17 protein-coding genes are annotated in these 21,190 nt (G+C 61.4%); 5 read left to right on the top strand and 12 right to left on the bottom strand.

Features of this window, described 5'->3' with window-relative positions; translation table 11 throughout:
- Window position 1 precedes the first annotated feature (1 nt).
- The gene (speB, locus tag ACP15P_RS14685) at window positions 2–970 is read left to right on the top strand and encodes an agmatinase (RefSeq protein ID WP_424929229.1); all 969 of its coding nucleotides are present in this window, start codon (window positions 2–4) and stop codon (window positions 968–970) included.
- A gap of 4 nt (window positions 971–974) precedes the next feature.
- Here speB and ACP15P_RS14680 read toward each other — a convergent pair whose 3' ends face one another.
- Complete coding sequence (locus ACP15P_RS14680) at window positions 975–1,919, bottom strand: ornithine cyclodeaminase family protein (protein WP_424929228.1); 945 nt, start codon at window positions 1,917–1,919, stop codon at window positions 975–977.
- A gap of 185 nt (window positions 1,920–2,104) precedes the next feature.
- Between ACP15P_RS14680 and ACP15P_RS14675 the strand changes: the two genes are divergently transcribed.
- Together ACP15P_RS14675 and ACP15P_RS14670 are read left to right on the top strand one after the other, a co-directional pair.
- Complete coding sequence (locus tag ACP15P_RS14675) at window positions 2,105–3,442, top strand: dicarboxylate/amino acid:cation symporter (protein ID WP_424929227.1); 1,338 nt, start codon at window positions 2,105–2,107, stop codon at window positions 3,440–3,442.
- 146 nt (window positions 3,443–3,588) lie between these two features.
- Window positions 3,589–5,748: an esterase-like activity of phytase family protein gene (locus ACP15P_RS14670; protein ID WP_424929226.1), complete on the top strand. Its 2,160-nt coding sequence runs from the start codon at window positions 3,589–3,591 to the stop codon at window positions 5,746–5,748.
- Between the two features lie 57 nt (window positions 5,749–5,805).
- Here ACP15P_RS14670 and ACP15P_RS14665 read toward each other — a convergent pair whose 3' ends face one another.
- The 4 genes from ACP15P_RS14665 to ACP15P_RS14650 form a co-directional block, all read right to left on the bottom strand.
- A complete protein-coding gene (locus tag ACP15P_RS14665; protein WP_424929225.1) occupies window positions 5,806–7,320 on the bottom strand; it encodes a malonate--CoA ligase in 1,515 nt (504 codons plus the stop codon).
- A 4-nt stretch (window positions 7,321–7,324) separates the two neighbouring features.
- A complete protein-coding gene (locus ACP15P_RS14660; RefSeq protein WP_424929224.1) occupies window positions 7,325–8,572 on the bottom strand; it encodes a malonyl-CoA decarboxylase in 1,248 nt (415 codons plus the stop codon).
- 137 nt (window positions 8,573–8,709) lie between these two features.
- A complete protein-coding gene (gene yghX, locus ACP15P_RS14655; protein WP_424929223.1) occupies window positions 8,710–9,606 on the bottom strand; it encodes a YghX family hydrolase in 897 nt (298 codons plus the stop codon).
- 140 nt (window positions 9,607–9,746) lie between these two features.
- On the bottom strand, window positions 9,747–10,517 hold the full coding sequence (locus tag ACP15P_RS14650) for a transporter substrate-binding domain-containing protein (protein ID WP_424929222.1): 771 nt from the start codon (window positions 10,515–10,517) through the stop codon (window positions 9,747–9,749).
- Between the two features lie 236 nt (window positions 10,518–10,753).
- Between ACP15P_RS14650 and ACP15P_RS14645 the strand changes: the two genes are divergently transcribed.
- Window positions 10,754–11,515, top strand: a complete 762-nt coding sequence (locus ACP15P_RS14645; protein WP_424929221.1) for an amino acid ABC transporter permease — start codon at window positions 10,754–10,756, stop codon at window positions 11,513–11,515.
- A gap of 20 nt (window positions 11,516–11,535) precedes the next feature.
- Here ACP15P_RS14645 and ACP15P_RS14640 read toward each other — a convergent pair whose 3' ends face one another.
- On the bottom strand, window positions 11,536–12,792 hold the full coding sequence (locus ACP15P_RS14640; protein ID WP_424929220.1) for an aminotransferase class V-fold PLP-dependent enzyme: 1,257 nt from the start codon (window positions 12,790–12,792) through the stop codon (window positions 11,536–11,538).
- 128 nt (window positions 12,793–12,920) lie between these two features.
- Complete coding sequence (locus tag ACP15P_RS14635; protein WP_424929219.1) at window positions 12,921–13,121, bottom strand: DUF1127 domain-containing protein; 201 nt, start codon at window positions 13,119–13,121, stop codon at window positions 12,921–12,923.
- 84 nt (window positions 13,122–13,205) lie between these two features.
- On the opposite strand from ACP15P_RS14635, the gene ACP15P_RS14630 reads away from it, so the two are divergent.
- The gene (locus tag ACP15P_RS14630; protein ID WP_424929218.1) at window positions 13,206–14,624 is read left to right on the top strand and encodes an aminotransferase-like domain-containing protein; all 1,419 of its coding nucleotides are present in this window, start codon (window positions 13,206–13,208) and stop codon (window positions 14,622–14,624) included.
- 7 nt (window positions 14,625–14,631) lie between these two features.
- Here ACP15P_RS14630 and gcvP read toward each other — a convergent pair whose 3' ends face one another.
- The 5 genes from gcvP to ACP15P_RS14605 all read right to left on the bottom strand — a co-directional run bounded on the left by gcvP (window position 14,632) and on the right by ACP15P_RS14605 (window position 21,184).
- Complete coding sequence (gcvP, locus tag ACP15P_RS14625; RefSeq protein ID WP_424929217.1) at window positions 14,632–17,484, bottom strand: aminomethyl-transferring glycine dehydrogenase; 2,853 nt, start codon at window positions 17,482–17,484, stop codon at window positions 14,632–14,634.
- A 15-nt stretch (window positions 17,485–17,499) separates the two neighbouring features.
- The gene (gcvT, locus tag ACP15P_RS14620) at window positions 17,500–18,597 is read right to left on the bottom strand and encodes a glycine cleavage system aminomethyltransferase GcvT (RefSeq protein ID WP_424929216.1); all 1,098 of its coding nucleotides are present in this window, start codon (window positions 18,595–18,597) and stop codon (window positions 17,500–17,502) included.
- Window positions 18,598–18,729: 132 nt separating this feature from the next.
- A complete protein-coding gene (locus ACP15P_RS14615; RefSeq protein WP_424929215.1) occupies window positions 18,730–19,491 on the bottom strand; it encodes a hypothetical protein in 762 nt (253 codons plus the stop codon).
- Window positions 19,492–19,649: 158 nt separating this feature from the next.
- Window positions 19,650–20,435, bottom strand: coding sequence for an ABC transporter permease (locus ACP15P_RS14610; protein ID WP_424929248.1), 786 nt, complete (start codon window positions 20,433–20,435; stop codon window positions 19,650–19,652).
- A complete protein-coding gene (locus ACP15P_RS14605; protein ID WP_424929214.1) occupies window positions 20,435–21,184 on the bottom strand; it encodes an ABC transporter permease in 750 nt (249 codons plus the stop codon). The genes ACP15P_RS14610 and ACP15P_RS14605 overlap by 1 nt, the downstream gene beginning before the upstream one ends.
- Window positions 21,185–21,190: the final 6 nt, after the last annotated feature.

Below are 21,190 nucleotides of genomic sequence, written 5' to 3'. Positions count from 1 at the left end.
GATGAGCGGTTACGGGGATCAGGCTTTCCGCAAGACGGAGGCCAAGGGCCGCTGGCCGGAAATGACCTATGGCGGGGCGCTGAGCTTTTTGCGGCGGCCCTACTGCCGTGATCTGGATGGGATCGATGTGGCCGTCATGGGCATCCCGTTTGACAATGCGGTGACCTTCCGTCCGGGCTGCAGGCTGGGGCCGCAGGCCATTCGGGCGGCGTCGGTGCAGCTTGCTGAACTGAATGCGTTCCCGTGGGGGTTCGATCCGTTTGCGACCCTGAGCGTCGTGGATTTTGGAGACGTGTATCTCGACCCCCATCACCCGGAAAGCGTTGGCCCGGCGATTGAGGCTCAGGCGGCTGACATTATTGCGTGTGGCACGAAACTATTGAGCCTCGGCGGCGATCATTCGGTGGCCTATCCGCTTCTGAAGGCTCATGCCGAGCGGCACGGTCCGGTGGCTCTGATCCAGTTCGACGCGCATTGCGACACCTGGGAGGATGACGGCACATGCACCAATCACGGCACGATGTTTGCCCGTGCGGTGGCCGAGGGCATCGTCGATGTGAAGCGGTCCACGCAGGTGGGTCTGCGGACGTTCAACGCCACCGATGCGGGGTTTGAAATCCTTTCCAGCCCCTGGATTCACCGCAACGGTATTGATGCGGCCATTGATGTGGCCCGTGTCCGGGCGGGCGACGCGCCGGTGTATCTGAGCCTGGACGTGGACGGAATGGATCCCGCGTTTGCGCCTGGAACCGGCACCCCGGTGCCGGGCGGTCTGGCCTCGTGGCAGGCGCTGGAATTTGTACGGGGTTTAACACCGCTAAACCTGATCGGCTTGGACGTGGTGGAGGTCTCGCCGCCGTTCGACCATGCCGAGATCACGGCGCTTGCGGCGGCCCACCTGGCCCATGACTGGCTCTGCCTGCTGGCCGAGAAGGCCGGAGCGGAGCGGGTTTCCGTCGGTCGGCTCTGAGCGTTTAGCGGTCCTGGTATTTTTGCCAGGCAAGCGCGGCCAGGGCAAGGTCACCAATTGCGAGGCCACGAAACAGAAACGCCGTGCGCTGGTCGTCGCTCAGACGTCCGGCGAGTTTGCCGGACACGAGGCCGTGGAGGTCGCCGTTCACATCGCGAGGGTCGGCGAGAGGTTTGGGCAGGCTCGCCTCCTGTTCCAGATCGTCGACAGCCAGAAGATCAAGGCTCCCGAAACTCTTCCGGTGCCAGGGCGCGCCCAGGTCCGCCATGATGGCACAGGCGCCGGGGCGAAGGTGGTTCGCATCGAGAAACGGCTCGCTCACGGCGGTATGTGTTACGGAGGTCACCACAATGTCCGCGTTCCGGACCGCATCCTGTGGGGTGTCACAGATCTCCGACGTCAGTCCGCGCGCCTCTGCCGCTTCGCTAAGCAGGTCGATATTGGTCTGACCGCGCCCTGAAATGAGAATGTGCTTCAGCGGAAACAGGTCGCCCATTGCATCGAGATGACTGCGGGCCTGGACCCCGGTGCCGACGAAGCCAATGGTTTGGGTGTCCTTTCGCGCAAGATACCCGGCCGCTACGGCGCTCAGTCCGGCGGTGCGCACGGCGGTGATCCAGTTGCCATCGATGGTGGCGAGCGGCAGACCGGTTTCGCCGTGAATCAGGGAAACGAGACTGTTAATCGGGGGCAGACCGGCCTCGCGGTTGCGGTCGTTCAGCACCAGGGACTTGGTGGCAACGAGGGGAGGATCGCTCATGGCCGCAAGCGTGGACATGATGTAGCGCCCGTCCGGTGGCGTCAAAACAGCTTTCGGCGCGTGCCAGGCGGTGTTGTCCGCAGCGTCGAGGATCAACCGGCTCAGGAATTTCACGACCTCTTCGGTAGTGATGCCGAACCCATCCAGGTCGGCCGGGCTCAGGTGGGGAATTGCACTATTTGCGGTCAAGGTATCGCTCCTTTGGTTGCCGACAGCCTGACGCAAAACGCCACGGGCAACAACCCGCCGCCCGGCCGGGTCTTCGGCGCGGCTGACGGAAAAAGTAGACCTGTGGGATGCTTGTTCCTAATGTGAAGGAATTATTACCAATACAACCAGCGATGGAGGGTGGCTACATGTCTGTGGGAAACAGAATGAGTCTGACGGCCAAGGTCCTGACGGGTATGGGACTGGGTATTGTTTTGGGATTGGCGTTCAATCTTACCGGCATGAATGCGCCGGGAACTCTGGTAAACGAATACGTTGTTAACGGGCTGTTCCACGTGATCGGCACGATGTTCGTTAACCTGTTGAAAATGCTTGTAGTTCCGCTTGTGTTTTTCTCACTGATCTGCGGAGTTTGCGGGATCGGGGATATCAGGATGCTCGGCCGGGTGGGGTCGAAATCCTTTGGTCTTTACTTGCTGACGACGGCCATGGCGATTGCGACGGCAATTATCATCGCGAGTGTTTTCGGCATTGGTCAGGGCCTTGAGATGACCACCGAGACGACCTTTGCGGGGGCGGAGGCACCGCCACTCACGCAGGTTCTGATCGATATCATTCCGACTAATCCGATCAGCGCTATGGCCAATGGTGACATGCTGCCGATCATCTTCTTCTCGATCATCGCCGGTATCAGCGTTCTGATGGTTGGGAACAAGGCGAAGTCCTTCGTGGAAGGGGCCGAGATTGCCAACGAGGTTATGATGAAAATGGTGACCATCGTTATGGCTCTGGCCCCGTATGCCGTATTTGTTCTCATTGCACGCGCGGTTGCAAACCTTGGGCTTGATCTGCTGGTCTCGCTGGCGGGTTATGTTCTGGTCCTGGTCGGCGCGCTGATGTTCCACCTGTTTGTGACGCTGATGGTGGTGCTGAAGGTTTTCTCCGGACTGAACCCGGTGACCTTCATGAACAAAATCCGCAACGTTCAGGTTTTCGCCTTCTCGACTGCAAGTTCCAACGCCACGATCCCCGTGACCATGCGCACGGTGACGCAGCGGTTTGGGGTCAACAACTCCGTTGCCTCCTTCACCGTGCCGTTTGGGGCCACAATCAATATGGACGGCACCGCGATCATGCAGGGCGTGGCGACGGTCTTTATCGCGAATGTCTACGGCGTTGAACTTGGAATTGGCGGATATCTGACCGTCATTTTGATGTCGGTTCTGGCCTCCATCGGGACGGCGGGCGTGCCGGGGGTTGGGCTGATCATGCTGTCGATGGTGTTCGCGCAGGTCGGCCTGCCGATTGAGGGCATTGGCCTCGTGCTCGGTGTTGACCGTCTGATGGACATGATCCGGACAGCAGTGAACGTCTCCGGCGATGCTGCGGTTTCAACCATTGTTGCCAAGAGCGAGGGCAAGCTGGACGTCTCGGTCTATGACGATCCCAATGCCGGGGTTCTGGACGGCGATGAGGGCATTCACATTGATGCGCAGGCGGAGCATGACATCGCCGATTTGGTTGAGGCGACGCACAGCCGCTGACCGGATTTCCCCAAACTAAAACGGCCTGTCGGATCGCGACAGGCCGATTTCCGTTCGCGGGTAACTGTCACAAAACTGTCCCATCTTCGTAACGTTGACGTTGCAAACCCTGTCCATCGGTTTCCCCAAATAAACAGGGGACAATCATGAAATTCACTATTCTCTCCACGGCGTCCGTTCTGGCGATGTCCGCGGCCGTGACGCATGCGGAAAATTTCAACCGCATCGCGTCGTTTCCGGTCGTCAGCAACATGGCGGAGGGAGAGGACACCTCCCGCGAGACTTCCTCGGAAATCATTGCCGCCACTGCCGACGGCAATACGCTCGTCTACACCGACAGCCCGCTTGGCGTGATTGGGATGATCGACCTGACCGATGCCGCCGCGCCGAAGCCGCTGGGCAATGTGGATGTGGACGGGGAACCGACTTCCGTGGGTATCATCGGGACAACCGCGTTCGTCGGGGTGAACACGTCAGAGAGCTACACCGAACCGTCCGGTCTGCTGAAAACCTTCGATGTGGCTTCCGGTGAGGAGATTGCCGCCTGTGATCTGGGCGGCCAGCCGGATTCCGTTGCGGTCGCAAAGGACGGCTCACTGGTGGCCGTTGCGATCGAGAACGAGCGTGATGAGGATCTGAACGACGGCGTCATCCCGCAGATGCCCGCCGGTCACCTGGTTCTCCTGGACGTTGTGGACGGTGCCGTTGACTGCGGGGGGATGCGAAACGTTGACCTGACCGGGCTGGCCGAAGTGGCACCTACCGATCCGGAGCCGGAATTTGTCAGCATCAATGACCTCGGTGAAACGGTCGTGACGCTTCAGGAAAACAACCATCTTGCGGTTGTTTCCCGCGACGGGGAGGTCGTCAGTCATTTCAGCGCGGGTGCGGTGGATCTCGACGGGATCGACGCAACGGATGACCGCGGCTCCCTGATTTTTGACGAGTCCCAGGCCGGTCGCAAGCGCGAGCCGGATGCTGTCAAATGGATCGATGACAGCCATTTCGCCACAGCCAACGAGGGCGACTACGAGGGTGGTTCCCGCGGATGGACGATTTTCAACAAGGACGGCACCGTCGTTTATGACAGCGGCACCTCCTTTGAGCACGCCGTTGTTCAGGTTGGCCATTACCCGGACAAGCGGTCCGACGCCAAGGGCGTGGAGCCCGAGTCGGTCGATTTCGCGGTGTTTGGCGACACGCCCTATGTTTTCGTCGGTGCCGAGCGGGCTTCGGTCGTTGGCGGCTATGACGTAACCGATCCGGCCAATCCGGTGCTGGAACAGATCCTGCCGTCAGGCATTGGCCCGGAGGGTTTCGTGGCCCTGCCGGATCGCAACCTGCTCATCTCCGCCAACGAGGTCGACCTGATCGAGGATGGCGGCGCGCGGTCCCATGTCATGGTCTATGAGTACCAGGATGCGCCCGCGACCTATCCGCATCTGACATCGGCCGGCATGGACGAGCTGACCGGCTGGGGTGCCATTTCCGGTATGGCGGCTGGTGAGGATGGCATGATCTACGCGGTCAATGACAGCTTCTATGGCTATCAGCCCACGATCTTCACCATCGACACGACGCAGACGCCTGCGGCCATCACTGGCGCAATGACCGTCACGCGGGGTGGTCGTGTGGCCCAGAAACTCGACATCGAGGGCATCGCGCTCGACGGAGAGGGCGGCTACTGGCTGGCCTCCGAGGGCCGCACGGACCGGGTCATCCCGCATGCGCTTTACCATGTGGACGCGGGTGGCGCGATTGACGCCGAGATCGGACTTCCGGCTGAGCTGATGGCCGTGGAGAAGCGGTTCGGGTTTGAGGGCGTTGCCCTGATCGGTGACACGCTTTGGATGGCCGTTCAGCGCGAATGGGGCGACGACCCCGCAAACCACGTCAAGCTGGTGGCCTACAACACCGAAAGCGGTGAGTGGGGTGCGGTACGCTACGAGAAGGCTGAGCCGGAAACCGGCTGGGTCGGGCTCTCCGAAATCACGGTATTTGGCGATCACGCCTATATCGTAGAGCGTGACAACCAGATTGGGGCCGCGGCGGTTACGAAGAAAATCTACCGCGTTCCACTGGCTGAACTGTCGCCCGCGCCGCTGGGTGGCGACCTGCCGGTCGTGAGCAAGGAACTGGTTCGGGATCTTCTGCCCGACCTTGTTTCCACCGGCGGCTATGTACTCGACAAGGTTGAGGGTCTGGCAATCATGTCCGACGGCACCGCCTGGGTGTCCACGGACAATGACGGTGTCGATGACCACTCCGGCGAGACCATGCTGTTCCAGTTCAGCGCCAGCGAATAACCACGAAGGCTGCCCGCATCATCTGGTGCGGGCAGCATACCTCTGTTGCGGTTAAGGTCAGGCGGTAAACAGGTCGCCGAACTGGTCCCGCAGCGCGTTTTTCTGAACCTTGCCCATCGTGTTGCGCGGCAGTTCCGGCAAGATCACCATCTCACGCGGCTGTTTGAAGCGCGCCAGTGAGCCGGAAATGCTGGATTTGATCCCTTCGAGATCGGGATGGCCGCCCTTTTCGGGAACGAGCACCGCCACGACGGTTTCACCGAAATCCGGATGCGGCACACCGATCACTGCGCTTTCCAGAACGCCAGGCTGTTCGTCGAGCAGAAGCTCGATCTCCTTCGGATAGATGTTGTACCCACCGGAAATAATGAGATCCTTGTTCCGGCCGACGATGTGAACGTACCCGTCCGCATCGATCTGACCCAGGTCGCCGGTAATGAAAAACCCATCCGGGCGCAGTTCCTCAGCGGTCTTTTCCGGCATCTGCCAGTAACCCTTGAAGACGTTCGGACCGCGGACCTCGATCACGCCAATCTCGCCATCCGCGACCGTGTCACCGGTTTTGGGATCGGTCACCTTCAGTTCCACGCCCGGTAGCGGAAAGCCGACCGTTCCGGCCCGCCGCTCGCCGTCATAGGGGTTGGAGGTGTTCATGTTGGTTTCGGTCATGCCGTAGCGTTCAAGGATGCGGTGACCCGTGCGGTCCTCAAACGTGACATGGGTCTCAGCCAGCAGGGGCGCGCTTCCCGACACGAAAAGACGCATGTGACGGGTCAAATCCCTCGTGAAGCCGGGATGGTCGAGCAGCCGTGTGTAGAAGGTCGGAACCCCCATCATGGCGGTGGCCTGCGGCATCCGCTCCATCATGGCGTCGGCGTCGAATTTCGGCAGGAAGATCATGCTGCCACCCGCCAGCAGCGTGACATTGGTCGCCACGAACAGACCGTGTGTGTGGAAAATCGGCAGGGCGTGGAGCAGCACGTCATCCGCCGTAAACCGCCATTCCTGAACCAATACCTCAGAGTTCGACAGGAGATTGGTCTGGGTCAGCATCGCGCCCTTCGACCGCCCCGTGGTACCGGAGGTGTAAAGGAACGCGGCAAGGTCGTCGCCATCGCGGTCCACCGTGGTGAATTCGGTGGACTGGTTTGCTGCGGCCTCCGGGAAGGATCCGCTGCCATCGCCGTTCAGTGTTTCAATCGCCGCGTCTGCGGCCTGAGTCACTGGCGTGAGCGTATCCACGTTGGCCTCGTCACAGATCAGCAGCTTCGCACCGCTGTTTTCCACAAAATAGGACACTTCCGGCGCGGAATAAGCCGTGTTGAGCGGCAGGAAAATCACACCGGCCTGAACGCAGGCCGCGTAGACAGCGAGAGCCTCCGGGGATTTGGCGATCTGAACCGCGACCCGGTCACCGGTCCGGACGCCCATGTCCCATAGGGTATTGGCAAACCGTGCGGCGGTTTCGAGGAATTTCGCATGGGTTACGGTGCCGCCATCCGGCAGGTGCAGAAAAACCGTGGATTTACCGGAATGGCGGCCAAAGAGGCCGTCGAAAAGAGGATTTGCCAAAGTGTCAGGCTCCCAGGCTGCTTGTTTTTATTGACGCGCTCAGCTGCTGGACCTCAGGCGAGGACACGACGGTCCTGCTTCCGGCGAACTTCTCATGGTTTCGCGATATCTGATCGAGATCGTAGAGATAGTTCACCATGGTTCCGTTGGACTGTTTCATCCCGTTGAGCGACGTGTCCGCATTGTTGTGGACCGCGTGAACCCGGGCGCCGTTGCCGAGATGGAAACGCGCGACCGGGTCATATGGCATACCGTCGGAGCGTTTGGCTTCCAACAGGTAATGTGCTGCCAGAACCCGGTTGTCCCACCGCTCCGCAAAGCCCGGTTCCATGTTCGACAGCCACCGGTTCAGTCCCGGAATGGGCGAAAGGGTCACAAACGTCGACAGGTTGCCGTGATCCCGTGACAGATCTGCCACAACCTGTTTGATCAGCGAATTGCCGAAGGAAATCCCGGCCAGCCCCGCCTGGCAGTTCGAAATCGAATAGAAAACCGCCGTGTCGGCCTCTTCCGCCTCAATGGTCTTGCGCCCATCAGCCAGCAGCGCCTGGATGGAGCCTGGCACTCCCCGGGTCAGGGCCACCTCCACGAAAATCAGGGGCTCACCCGGCATGGATGGGTGGAAAAATCCGTAGCAGCGCCGGTCTGCCGGCGCGAGCCTCCGGCGCAGATCGTCCCAGCTGTCGATGGCGTGGACGGCCTCATAGGCGATGATTTTTTCCAGAATGCTTGCGGGCGTGTCCCAGTCAATCGGGCGCAGCACCAGAAAACCCCGGTTGAACCAGGACGCGAAGAGATGCCGGAAATCCTCGTCCAGCGGCTCGAGATCCGGGTTGTCCCGCATCAGTCTCAAAAGGTCACGCCGCATGGAAACAAGTTGCCCGGTGGCACCCGGCACCTGGTTGAGACGCCGCGCCAGTTCCTGCCGCGCGGGCTCACTGGCTGCGGCGAAGGCCTTCCAGGTCTTTTTCGACGGGCTGTTCTGATAGTCCTGAAGGGTGGAGCGCACCCGGTCCGGGTTGATGTCCAGATCGTGAGTCATGAAGCTGAAGAACGCGCGTTTGCCTTCCTCATCCAGGACAGCAAAGCGGTCCAGAATGGTGTGGGCAAGTGAGGTGCCGGACACCTCCCCGTGGCTTCCGAGCAGCGCGGAGGCGAGTTCGGTCAGGCTTCGGCTGTCCCTGTCGGGGCCTTTTGCCCTGCGGTAGCTTCTCTCAAAAACGGTTGAGATCAGATCCGTGAAAATACTCATGACGTCTGGTGTCCTGTCCCCATTCCCTGCGGGTATCCGCAGGTTGAAGTTACATTGCCGGTCCCCAAAAGAAAAATCCACCGGTCGCCCGGTGGATTTCAGAATTTTCACCTCTGTCAGGAACCGGGCCCTGTGCGTCAGGTAAGATTGGCCTCGAAAAATTCCAGCGTCCGTTCCCAGGCAAGCGTTGCGGCTTCCTCGTCATAGCGGGGTGTCGTGTCGTTGTGGAAACCGTGGTTCACGTCCGGGTAGAAATACACCGTGTACTCCTTGCCGGCCTCCTCCAGCGCGGCCTTGTAGGCATCCCAGCCCGCATTGATCCGCTCGTCGAGCCCCGCATAATGGATGAGAAGCGGCGCCTCGATGGCCGGTACGTCGGCGGCATCGGGCTGACGGCCGTAAAACGGAACTGAAGCCGCAAGGTCCGGATAGGCCACGGCAAGCGCGTTGCAGACACCGCCACCGTAGCAGAAGCCGACCGCACCAACCTTGCCGGTCGAGTCCTCATGGTCGCGCAGGAACTCGAACGCGGCAAAGAAGTCTTCCATGAGTTTCGCGGCGTCCAGTTCCCGCTGCATTTCCCTTCCTTCGTCATCATTGCCCGGGTAGCCCCCCAGCGGCGTCAGGCCGTCCGGCGCGAGTGTCAGGTAACCGGCCTTGGCCGCACGTCGGGCAACATCCTCGATATAGGGGTTGAGGCCGCGGTTCTCATGCACCACCAAAACGGCGGGCAGGGGGCCGGAGGCGTCGGCGGGCCTGGCCAAAAGCCCCTTGATGGTGCCGTGCCCTTCGGGGCTTTCGTACTCGATGACCTCGGTGGTGATGTCCGGGTCGTTCGGGTCGACCTGCTGCGCAAGGGCATAGTTCGGTTGAAGCTGCTCCAGGATCATCGCGCCGGTTACTCCGGCAGCCGCGTATTTTCCCGCGCGGGAAATGAAGTCGCGTTTCGACATCTTCCCGTGGACGTATCCGTCAAATATCTCAAGAATGCGCTGATCGAAATCCTGGGCCTTTTTACGTGCCGGCTGTGTCATGGTTTCCCCTGCCTGTTGCTCCCAAAAAGCCGTCGGCCCGCCTTAATCCTCCATACGGGCCGACGGCCCCTGGAACTTTAGATACGGCGCGCCCGGTTTTGGGATAAATCGCGCCGTGTTGACCATATTGTGATGGGGGGTCAAAGACCCCACTCGCCGCGCACGCCCTCGAAGAAACCCTGGGCCTGTTTGAGCTTGATCCAGTTGTTGACGTAGTTGATCCAGACCTGGTCATCCTGGGGCAGCAGCATCGCAATGGGGGTCGGTTCGCGCGGTTCGGTGTTGGGAACGCGGGCGATGTCGAATTTCTCGGTCAGGGTGGCCCCCTCAATGTTCGAGGTCACAAACACGTCCGCACGCCCGGCAATGACCTCCTGAAAGCCTCTGGCCGGAGCCTCCACGACCTTAAGCTCGGCATCCGGGAACCAGGCGCGCGTCATGGCCTCAAACGACGTGCCGAGGGTGGTGGCGACGGTGACATCCTCCTGATTGATCGAGTCCCAGCCGTCGAAATTCCCGACATTGCCGTTCATGGCGAAGGGAAAAAACTCAACGGAAAGATAGCTTTCCGAGAAACCGGCGGCTTTCATGCGGGCCGGAGAAACGGACGCCGACCCGGTGATGTGGTAGTTCCCGGCAACGATGCCGTTCACCAGGGTTTTCCAGTCGGTCGCCACGAATTCGATCTCGACACCAAGATCGTTGGCAAGCTCGGTCATGACGTCGATGTCAAAGCCCTTGTAGCTGTTGCTCGCCGGGTCGCGCAGGGTCATCGGGTTCCAGTCACCGGTTGTGCCGACCTTCAGCACCCCGCCGTCCAGAATGTCGTTGAGCGCGGACTGCGCGAGGGCGGAAGTGGCTAGTCCCAACGCAAGAAGTGTTGCGGCGGTATTGGCGATCAGTCGGTTCATGTCGGTCTGTTTCCCGTCAGTTGTCACGGTCGAGGAGCGGAGGCGATGGCCGCCAGGCCCGCCCAATGAGGCTTGAATGAGAGGTCAAAGAGACGGTAATCTCAAGTAGCAATTTTGTGTTGAATGGTTCGCCTCGGCGCACTGGTTTTTTGGCGGGAACGGGCGAACATATGGGCGGCAGCGCGGCACGTATTTCAGGGCATTGGTTCAGTGAACCGCGTCGGCGGTTGACCCGCATGGCGGGTCCGGTCGCGGCCCTCTTCTGCGTCCTGCTGCTCTCTGGCTGTTCGTCCTCCGGTGGCTGGGGCTGGTACGTGATCGACCCGACCACGGAGGCGGGACGCACCAACATCCGCTTTCTGGTCGGCGGCTTTGGCGCGACCATCCTGATGTCAGCGGTCGCCGCAATGATTTCGATTGTGGTGGGCCTCATTGTGGCTCTGCCGGCTTTGTCCAGCCGGCGTTGGGTGCGGATCATCAACCGGATCTACGTGGAATTCATCCGTGCGATCCCGCTTCTGCCCATGCTGTTCTGGGTGTTCTATGGCCTGCCAATTGTGTTCCGCTCCATTGGCCTAGATCTTAATATCGATCCGTTCTGGGGGGCGGTCATTACCCTTGCAGTCTCCGACAGCGCATTTACCGCGGAGATCTATCGCTCCGGCATTCAGTCAGTGGGACGGGGCCAGGCGGAAGCGGCGCAGTCCATTGGCCTGAACTACTACCAGACCATGCGCCTCGTCATTCTGCCCCAGGCCATCCGGCGTATCCTTCCGCCGCTGGCGAACCAGTTTATCTACATCGTTAAAATGTCGGCCTTCGCCTCGGTCATCGGGATGCAGGAGCTCACCCGTCGGGCGAATGAACTGGTGGTCACCGAGTATCGTCCTTTGGAAATCTACTCGCTCCTGATCCTCGAATATCTGGTCCTTGTCCTGATTATCAGCGCCTTCGTGCGCAAGCTGGAGCGCAAAATGGCCCCGGAAGAGCGGGCGTGACGGCAGCGGTTGCCGCGGGATCAGACCGCCGCCGCCTCGTTCATGGCGGTCAGGAAGCGGCTTACCTCGCCGGGCGAGTTGTAATGGCTGAATGACACGCGGATGCAGGTGTCAATGCCGAGCGGGCCGAGCACGTTGCCGCAATAGGTGTCGTTTTTGCGGATATGGACGCGGATTTCCCGGTCCTCCAAAAACTGAACGAGGCTGGCCGCGTCCATGGTGTCGAGGGTCAGGGAGACAACACCCTCCCGGCCTGGATTGTCGAGGCCTCCCAACACGGTCACGCCGGGGATGTCGGCAAGGCCGCGCTGGTTGTGGGTGCCCTCAATCATCGCCTGGGCTAGAATCTGTTCCTGCGCGTGGATTGCGGTTGCGGCCGCCTCGATCCGGGTCCGGGGATCCGTGCTTTCGGTGAACAGCCCGCCAAGCCAGAGAAAGTAATCGACCACGTCCGAGAAGGTGGCATAGCTGCCCGCGTCGCGCGTTCCCTGTTCCCAGCCGGTGGGGGAGGAGCCCACAAGCGTTTCCTTGGTGCAGGCGGTCAGCCGGTCCGAGGCCCAGCCGATGCCGTATCCATGGCGCGAAAACACCTTGTAGGGTGACACGGCATAGCCGTCGGCATTGAGCGCGTCGAGGTCGATGCCGCCATGGCTGGCGTGCTGAATTCCATCGACAATAATGAAACAGTCTGGGGCCTTATCGCGGATGGCTGCGACGATCCTGTTCACATCGACGCTGATCCCGGTCACGGGTGACGTATGGACGATGGAGGCAACACGCAGATCGGGCGTGATGTGCGGCAGCCATGCCTCCACATCGACGGTTCCCGTGGCGTCGTCATGGGCCACCAGCGTCAGTGGCCGACCCGTCACATCGGCCCACCGGGACATGGCGCTGCGCGAAGCCGGATGTTCCAGCGTTGTGCCCAGCATTGTCCCGCCGGGTTCAGCGCCAAGTGCTGCCGTGCGGACGAGACGGAACAGAACCTCGGTGCCGCTCTCCCCCACGAACACCTGACCGTCCGGAGCGTTCATCCACAGCCGCATGTCCGCGCGCCCCTTGTCGATGGCGGACTGCAGCGCGGTGGAGGCCGCGTTGATGCGTCCCTGGTTGTCGGGATAGGAGGCGTAGAGGCCGGAGGTCTCGACCACGGATTTCAGTGTCAGCGCCCCGCCGGCGTTCTCAAAGAATATGCGCGGGCCGGAATACGGGCAGGTGTCGATATGGGCGAACCTGTCGCGGACCTGCTCCAACAGTCCTGGAACTTCAGAAATCATGTGCGCCCTCCAGCCGTACCACTCCGGTATTTGTTTGTTCCCGAATGTCTAAAGCCGGGCGCGTCGGCTTGTAACCCCCAAAAAAAAAGTCCGGGTACAACCCGGCCAGTACAGGGAAAATCGTGACTTCAGTCCTGCCAAAAATATTTCGCCGCCTCATCCCGCGCTTCCGCTGGATCGAGCCCGATATCGCGCAGCAGGTTTGCGTCGAGTTTTTCAAGCGCGCGTCGTGTCCGGCGCCGGTGCGCCCAGAATGTCACCAGAGCCAGGATGTTGGAGGTAAAACGACCGGCGTACGCGGTACGCACGGTGAGGAGTGCGTGTGACATGGGATTGTTCCGTATTTGTATTGACACAATGCAACGTAGTGTTACAATTATTGAGTACAATAACATTTCAAACCGGTCCACAAAATGATTGTAGCGGATACAATTTGGCAAACTAATCTCCGGGCCTCGGGCCGGTCAAAATACAGGGCCATCGCCCAGACCATTCGCAACGGCATTGTATCGGGTGACCTGCGTGAGGGGGAAAAGCTGCCCCCGGTGCGGGACCTGGCCTACCGGATTGGCGTGACGCCTGGTACCGTCGCACGGGCCTATGCCCTGCTCACCGATGAGGGGCGGCTGGTCGCGGGTGTGGGCCGTGGCACCTATGTTGCGGGTCGCGCCGGGGCGCCGGTGGAAACCCTGCCGCCGCTAATTCACGACCCGAAAACCGTCACCCGGGATCAGCTTCATCTCATGAGCCCGAAAATGCCCGAGGTGGGGCAGGGCAGGCTGATGCGCGACGCCATGTCCCATCTGTCGCAGACCATGCCGTGGGACCATCTGTTGCAGTATCCCAACCGGGACTCCGACGCGGCGGCGCGGGAGTTGTTCCGAAGTTCGGTGGTCGATACCGCTGTCGGCGCGGTCGAGCCGGAGGACGTCGTCGTCACCAATGGCGGACAGAACGCGGTGGTCATGATCCTGCAGACCGTTCTGCACGGCTCGGCACCCGTAATCGCGGTGGACGAGTTGAGCTATGGCGGTTTCCGTTCCGCGGCCAGATTGTGCCGTGCTGCGGTGGCGGGTGTTCCCTGGGATGCGGATGGCCCGCGGCCGGACGTGTTTGAGGAACTCGTGCGGACCCAGGGCGTGCAGATTTACTGCACCTCCTCGGAGGTCTGCAATCCGATTGTACGTGGCGTAACGCCCGCCCGTCGCCGGGAAATTGCGCGGATCGCCGACCGGTTCGGCGTTCATATCATGGATGACGAATGTTACCGGCTGATGCGCACCGACCGGCAGGGTCCGGGATACCGGTCATACCTGCCGGAGCTGACCTGGCATGTCACCTCGCCGTCCAAATCCCTGAGTGCCGCATTGCGGATCGGGTTCGTCATAGCGCCGGTGGGGTGGGGCGGGGCGCTGGCCCGGACCTCGTCCTTCAATTTCTTCGGTGTGTCGCGCCTGATCACCGATCTCTACGCGCATGTCATGGCGCGCACGGAACTGCCCGGCATTCTTGACCGTGTGCGGGACCGGATCGGAAACGACATCCGGGCCGCGGTGAACGCGCTCGGGCGAAGCAAAATCAACTGGTCGGAGGACGTGCCGTTCCTGTGGCTGGAGCTGCCGGCCGGTTGGCGCGCTGGCGAGTTCTGCAAGGCCCTGGAGGCGGAAAACATCCTCGTAAAATCAGCCGAGGATTTCTCGCTCCGGGATGGCCGCGCCGTCCATGCCGTTCGCATTGCCGTCAACGGACAGGTTCCGCACGAGGCGTTCGTGGCTGGAATGAAGACGGTCCGGCGGCTTCTGGATACGCCGCCCGACCGGGTTTTTGCGTGAACGGCCTTTACTCGGCCGCCTCGCTATAGGCTTCCATCGGCGGGCAGGTGCAGACGAGGTTGCGGTCGCCATAGGCGTTGTCGACGCGGTTGACCGCCGGCCAGTACTTGTCCACCCTCAGCGCGCCAGCCGGATAGCAGGCCGCCTCGCGCGAATAGGGCCGGTCCCATTCGCCCACCAGATCCGCGACCGTGTGCGGTGCGTTTTTCAGCGGGTTGTTTTTGGGATCAATTCTGCCGTCCTCGATGTCCTGCGCTTCCGCCCGGATGGAGAGCATCGCGTCGCAGAACCGGTCGAGTTCAGCCTTGGGCTCCGACTCCGTCGGCTCCACCATCAGCGTCCCGGCCACGGGCCATGACATCGTCGGCGCATGGAAGCCGCTGTCGATCAGGCGTTTGGCGATGTCATCCACCGTCACGCCCGCGCTGTCCGAGAGCGGCCGCGTGTCGAGAATGCACTCATGGGCGACGCATCCGTTATTCCCGGTGTAGAGAATTTTGTACGCGCCTTCGAGACGCTTCGCGATGTAGTTGGCGTTCAGGATGGCAATCTTTGTCGCCTGGGTCAGCCCCGATCCGCCGCAGAGCAGGATATAGGCCCAGCTCACCGGCAGGATGCTCGGAGAGCCAAACGGCGCCGCCGATACCGGACCCACCGCCTGGCCATGCTCAGGATGCCCAGGCAGAAATTCGGCCAGGTGGGCCTTTACGCCAATCGGCCCCATGCCCGGTCCGCCGCCGCCATGCGGGATGCAGAAGGTCTTGTGCAGGTTCAGGTGGCTCACGTCGCCGCCGATGTCCGCGGGCCGGGACAGGCCGACCATGGCATTCATGTTCGCGCCGTCGATATAGACCTGGCCGCCATATTTGTGGGTGATCTCGCAGACCTCCATCACCGTGTCCTCAAACACGCCATGGGTTGAGGGATAGGTGATCATGCAGGCCGCGAGGTTGTCGCCATGCTGCTCCGCCTTGGCCCGGAAATCCTCAAGGTCGATATTGCCATGGGCGTCGGAGCCCACCGGCACGACCTTCCACCCCACCATGCTGGCTGAGGCCGGGTTCGTGCCATGTGCGGAGGTCGGGATCAGACAGACATTGCGATGCCCGTCCCCGTTCGCGACATGCCAGTTCCGGATGGTCAGCAGCCCGGCATACTCGCCCTGCGCGCCGGAATTGGGCTGCTGCGAGATCGCGTCATATCCGGTGATCTGACAAAGCTTGTGGTTCAGGTCGCTGATCAGTTCCGAATAGCCCTCGGCCTGATCCGCCGGAACAAACGGGTGCAGGTCGCCGAATTCCGACCAGGTCACCGGGATCATTTCCGCCGTCGCGTTGAGCTTCATGGTGCAGGAGCCAAGTGGGATCATCGCCCGGTCCAGCGCCAGATCCCGGTCGGCAAGGCGGCGCATGTAGCGGGTCATCTCCGCTTCCGCCCGGTTCATGTGGAAAATCGGATGGGTCAGATAGGCGCTCTCGCGCAGCATCGCCTCGGGCAGGCGGTACTCGCGTTTCTTAACGCTGTCGTAATCCAGTTCCACGCCGAACGCGGCCCAGACCGCCCGGATCGTGTCGGGCCGGGTGCGTTCGTCCAGCGAGATGCCGATCCGGGTGTTACCGATTTTGCGCAGGTTTATGCCGTTGCGCACCGCCGCCTTCATGATGACGTTCTGAAGCGCGCCAACCTCGACGGTAATCGTGTCGAAGAACTCGTTTGGCTCCACGGTGAAGCCCACGCTCTCAAGACCTTTGGCCAGCCGCACGGCCTTGCGGTGGACTGACTGCGCGATGGCCTTAATACCGTCGGGTCCGTGATAAACCGCGTACATGGACGCAATAACGGCCAGCAGCGCCTGCGCCGTACAGACGTTGGAATTGGCCTTGTCGCGGCGAATGTGCTGCTCGCGGGTCTGAAGCGAAAGCCGGTAGGCCTTGTTGCCCCGGCTGTCGAGCGAGACGCCAATGATGCGCCCCGGCATGGACCGTTTCAGCGCGTCACGGCAGGACATGTAGGCCGCGTGCGGCCCGCCATATCCCATGGGAACGCCAAACCGCTGGGTCGAGCCTATGGCAATATCCGCCCCCATTTCGCCTGGGCTTTTCAGCAGGGCAAGCGCCAGGGGGTCGGCGGCCACAATACCTATCGCCTTGTTCTCGTGCAGCGCCTCCATGGCTCCGGAGAAATCCCGGACATGCCCGTAGGTGCCAGGATACTGGAAAATCGCTCCAAACACCTCGGTCGCGTCCAGCTCATCGGGATCCGCAACCCTCACCTCGATGCCCAAAGGTTCGGCGCGGGTTTTGATGACAGCGATGTTCTGCGGGTGGCAGTTCTCGTCGACGAAGAACACGTTCGCCTTCGACTTCGCCGTGCGCTTCGCCATGGTCATCGCCTCGGCCGCGGCGGTGCTTTCGTCGAGGAGAGAGGCGTTGGCAATATCGAGACCCGTGAGGTCGGACACCATCGTCTGGAAGTTCAGCAGCGCCTCAAGCCGCCCCTGCGAAATTTCGGGCTGATAGGGCGTGTAGGCCGTGTACCAGGCCGGATTTTCCAGGATGTTCCGCAGGATCGGGGCGGGCGTCGTGGTGCCGTAATAGCCCTGACCGATAAGCGATGTCAGAACCTGGTTTTTTTCCGCCACCTCCCGCATGTGGAACAGCGCGTCCCGCTCGCTCATCGGCTCGCCAAAATCCAGCGGCTCTTTCTGGCGAATGGCATCGGGAACCGTGGCCGAGATCAGGTCATCAAGCGTGTCGTATCCGATGGTCTCCAGCATCTGCGCGATCTCGGAGGGCGAGGGACCGATGTGACGACGGTTGGCAAAGTCATAGGCTTCATAGGTGGTCAGTTCGAAAACCATGTCGGTATACCTCGGTCAGCGCTTGTAGTTCTGTTTGACGAACGGAAGTTCAACGATTTCGGCAGGCTGTGGCTTGCCCCGTATAATCAGGTTCACCTGCGTGCCGGGTTCGGCCAGATCGCTGGTGACATAGCCCATCGCAACCGGGGCCTCCACCGTGGGTCCGAAGCCGCCGGATGTGACCGCGCCAGCCGGCGTGCCGTCCGTTGACTGCACCTCAACACCGGCCCGCGCCGGGGCCCGGCCAACCGGTTTGATGCCCACGAGTTTGCGCGACGTGCCCTCGGCCAGTTCCTTTTGGATGCGGTCCGCCCCGGGGAAGCCGCCTTCCTCGCGGCGTCGTTTCTGAATGGCCCAGGTCAGTGACGCCTCAACCGGGCTGGTGTCGTTGTCGATGTCATTGCCGTAAAGGCACAGCCCCGCCTCCAGCCGAAGACTGTCCCGCGCGCCGAGCCCGGCGGGTTCGCAGTCCTCATGGTCCAGCAGCTTTTTGGTGATCCGGACCGCGTCCGCCCCGGGGATCGAAATCTCAAAGCCGTCCTCGCCGGTATAGCCCAGACGCGAAATGCGGCATTCCACGCCGTCGATGTCCGCCGTGGTGGTTTCCATGAATTTCAGATCGCGCGCCGCGGGGCAGAGCCCGCCCACGACATCTTCCGCTGACGGCCCCTGAACAGCCACCAGCGCCCGGTCGAAAATCTCTGTGACCTCAACCCCTTCAAGGTTGTTCGCCATATGCGGGATGTCCTGATGTCGCATGGACGCGTTAACCACGACGAAAAGATGATCCCCTGCGTTTGACACGATCAGGTCGTCCATGATGCCGCCCTGATCATTGGTGAAAAACGTGTAGCGCGCCTTGCCCTCTTTCAGCGTCGTCAGCGCCGACGGCACCAGGGTCTCAAGCTTTTCCGACACATTGTCACCGCGCAGGATCACCTGACCCATATGGCTCACGTCAAACAGACCGGCCTTGGCACGGGTATGTTTGTGCTCGGTCATGATGCCCTTCGGGTACTGAACCGGCATCTCCCAACCGGCGAAGTCCACCATCTTCCCCCCAAGCTCCAGGTGCAGATCATGGAGTGGCGTACGTTTGGCTGCGTCTGACATGACGGATCCTCCCCCGAAAATTCTCCGGGAGAGTCATGCCACAGTCAAAGGGCGACAGAAAGGTGGGAAACGCGCCTCAGCCCGTCAGCAACGGACGCCGGACCAAAACGTGATCGAAACCTGATGCGATGCTCAGGCCTGATGGGGGGTGGACAGGTCCGCGCCCAGCATGTCGCTCAGGCAGTCCCACAGGACCCCTGCGGCCAGTTCCGCTCCTTCGGAACTCGCGTGGTAGTCATCCGTGTCATAGACCGGGTGTCCGCTCTCAACCGCCGCCAGCCAGCGCGCCGGGACCGGAGCCACGGTGAAGCCATATTCCTGCGACACCTTCTCGTAGAACTCCATTGTCCGGTTCGCAAACTCGCGCGGGTTTTGTGGGGTCAGGTCAAAACCGTAATGGATGCGGGAATAGAACGGGTGCCCGGCGGCGCGGGGCCAGGGCGGGTAGAGCAGCACGCGCTCCGGCTCTGCCATGGAGGCAAGCCGGGTCATGGTTTCCCTCGACAGCCTGCGGTCATCCGTCCGGAACGGGGTGGTGGTGTGATCCTGCAGAACCAGCACGTCCCAATGCGCCCGGTCCAGCATCATGGTCAGGTGCTCGGACATGATGGTCTCGCGAAGCCGTGCGCCGTCCCGCGCGGCCATGCCGATCCGGACCCTGGCACCTGCTTTTTCCGCCAGTGCCGCCACGCGCGAGGGCACGTCATGCCGGCGCGTGATCGAGTTGCCAACAAACAGAATGCGCGGTTCCTTCAGCCCGGCGTCCGGGGTCTCCGCGGGAAGGGTGTCACTCGGGGCGTGCGCGAGGGCGGGGCCACTGATTGCGGTTGCCACACCGCCAGCGAAAAGAGCCAGCAGGTCGCGTCGGGTGGTTTGGAATTTCGTCCGGGCCATACCTGTCCATCCACGATGCGTTGACGTTTTCCCTGAAACGTTTTTCCGCCAAAGGGGTTTCTGGATGGTTAACGATGCGTGCCAAACTGTCTGTGAACGGCTTCATACTGCCTGCAAAACAGGCACGTTCAGGGCTGCTCCGGGTTAACGAAACCGGGTCAGTTGCGGCTGACCCGCGAGGGAATGCGCTGCTCAAATTTACGGAAGGCAAAGGCGATGACCCCCGCAATCATCATGTAGACAAGCGCGAGCAGGAGCAGCGGCTCATATACGATAAACGTGTCCTGCCGCACCCGCGATGACACCGCGAAAATCTCAACCACGGTAATGGTGGCGACAAGCGGCGTCGCCTTGAGCTGGAGAATGGTCTCTCCGCCCAGTGTGGGAAGAACGTTGCGGATCGCCTGCGGCAGCCAGATGCGCCGGAACATGGTGAAGGGCGGCATTCCAAACGACCGCGCCGCCTCAAGCTGGCCACGCGCGACCCCGGAAAAAGCACCCCGCATGATCTCACCCTCATACCCTGCGAAGGACAGGGTCAGGGCCAGAACGGCATAGGGCCAGGCCTGGCGCAGGTAGGGCCACATCCAGGTTTCGCGAATTCCATCAATGGTTGGGAAAAGCGATCCAAGCCCATAATAAAGCAGCCAAATCTGCAACAGAAGCGGCGTGCCACGAATGATGGTGCAAAACACCTTGGCGGGCCAGGCCAGATACCACGGCCCAATGGCCTGCGCGATCCCCAGCGGTATGGCCAGCAGGAACCCCAACACAACGCTGGCCGCCAAAAGCCAGATCGTCCGCCACAGGGCCTCAAGCGCCAGCGGCGCATATTCCGGCAGCCAGTCCCAGCGCAGCGATACCGCCGCCCAGATCACAATGCCCACAAAAATCAGAAACAGAATAATCCGGTGCGGCACAAGGAACGGGCGAATGGCCTCCATCATCCTGCCCCCCGCAGCTTCGGCTGACCCTTCCGGGCCCAGTTCTCCACGTATTTAAACACCACACCGGACAGCAGCGTGACCATCAGATAGAGGAAACCCGCTGCCAAGAAGAACGTAAAATACGCCCGCGTGGAAGAGGCTGCCTGGCGTGTCTCAAGCGTCAGTTCGCTAAAACCCACCACGGCGAGCAGCGCCGTGTCCTTGGTGGCAATCAGCCACAGGTTCGCGAGACCCGGCACGGCAAAGGACATCATCGCCGGTATGGTCACCCGCCGCATGATCAGTGTGGGGGACATGCCAAAGGACCGTGCGGCCTCGATCTGCCCTGGTGGCACGGCCTGAATCGCGCCACGCAGGATTTCCGTGGAATACGCTCCCTGAACAATGCCCAGAACCCAGATCCCGGCGGCAACGCCACTGATCTCGACGGGACCGCCCCCAAGGGCCTCGGAGGCCTTGTTGATGAGGTCGGTTCCGACAAAATACAGGATCAGGATGAGCACAAGCTCCGGCACGGCCCGAACCACGGTGGTGTAGATGGCCAGCAGGTCACGTGTGACCGGCCCGCCATAGAGCTTGCCACAGGCCCCGAAGAGACCAATGACCAGCCCGAACCCGAAGGCACCCAGCGCGATCTGAAGCGAGTTGGCCAGCCCCCTGAGAAGGTTGGCCCCCCAGCCAGGCTCAGACAGTGACAGAAGCTGCGCGCTTTCCGTCAGCCCGAACAGTTGCAGGAGCGTTTCCAATGGCCT

The sequence above is a fragment of the Amaricoccus tamworthensis genome, from assembly GCF_049800875.1.
Taxonomy (GTDB): Bacteria; Pseudomonadota; Alphaproteobacteria; order Rhodobacterales; family Rhodobacteraceae; genus Amaricoccus; species Amaricoccus tamworthensis.
This window is presented reverse-complemented; position numbering and strand designations above follow the sequence as displayed.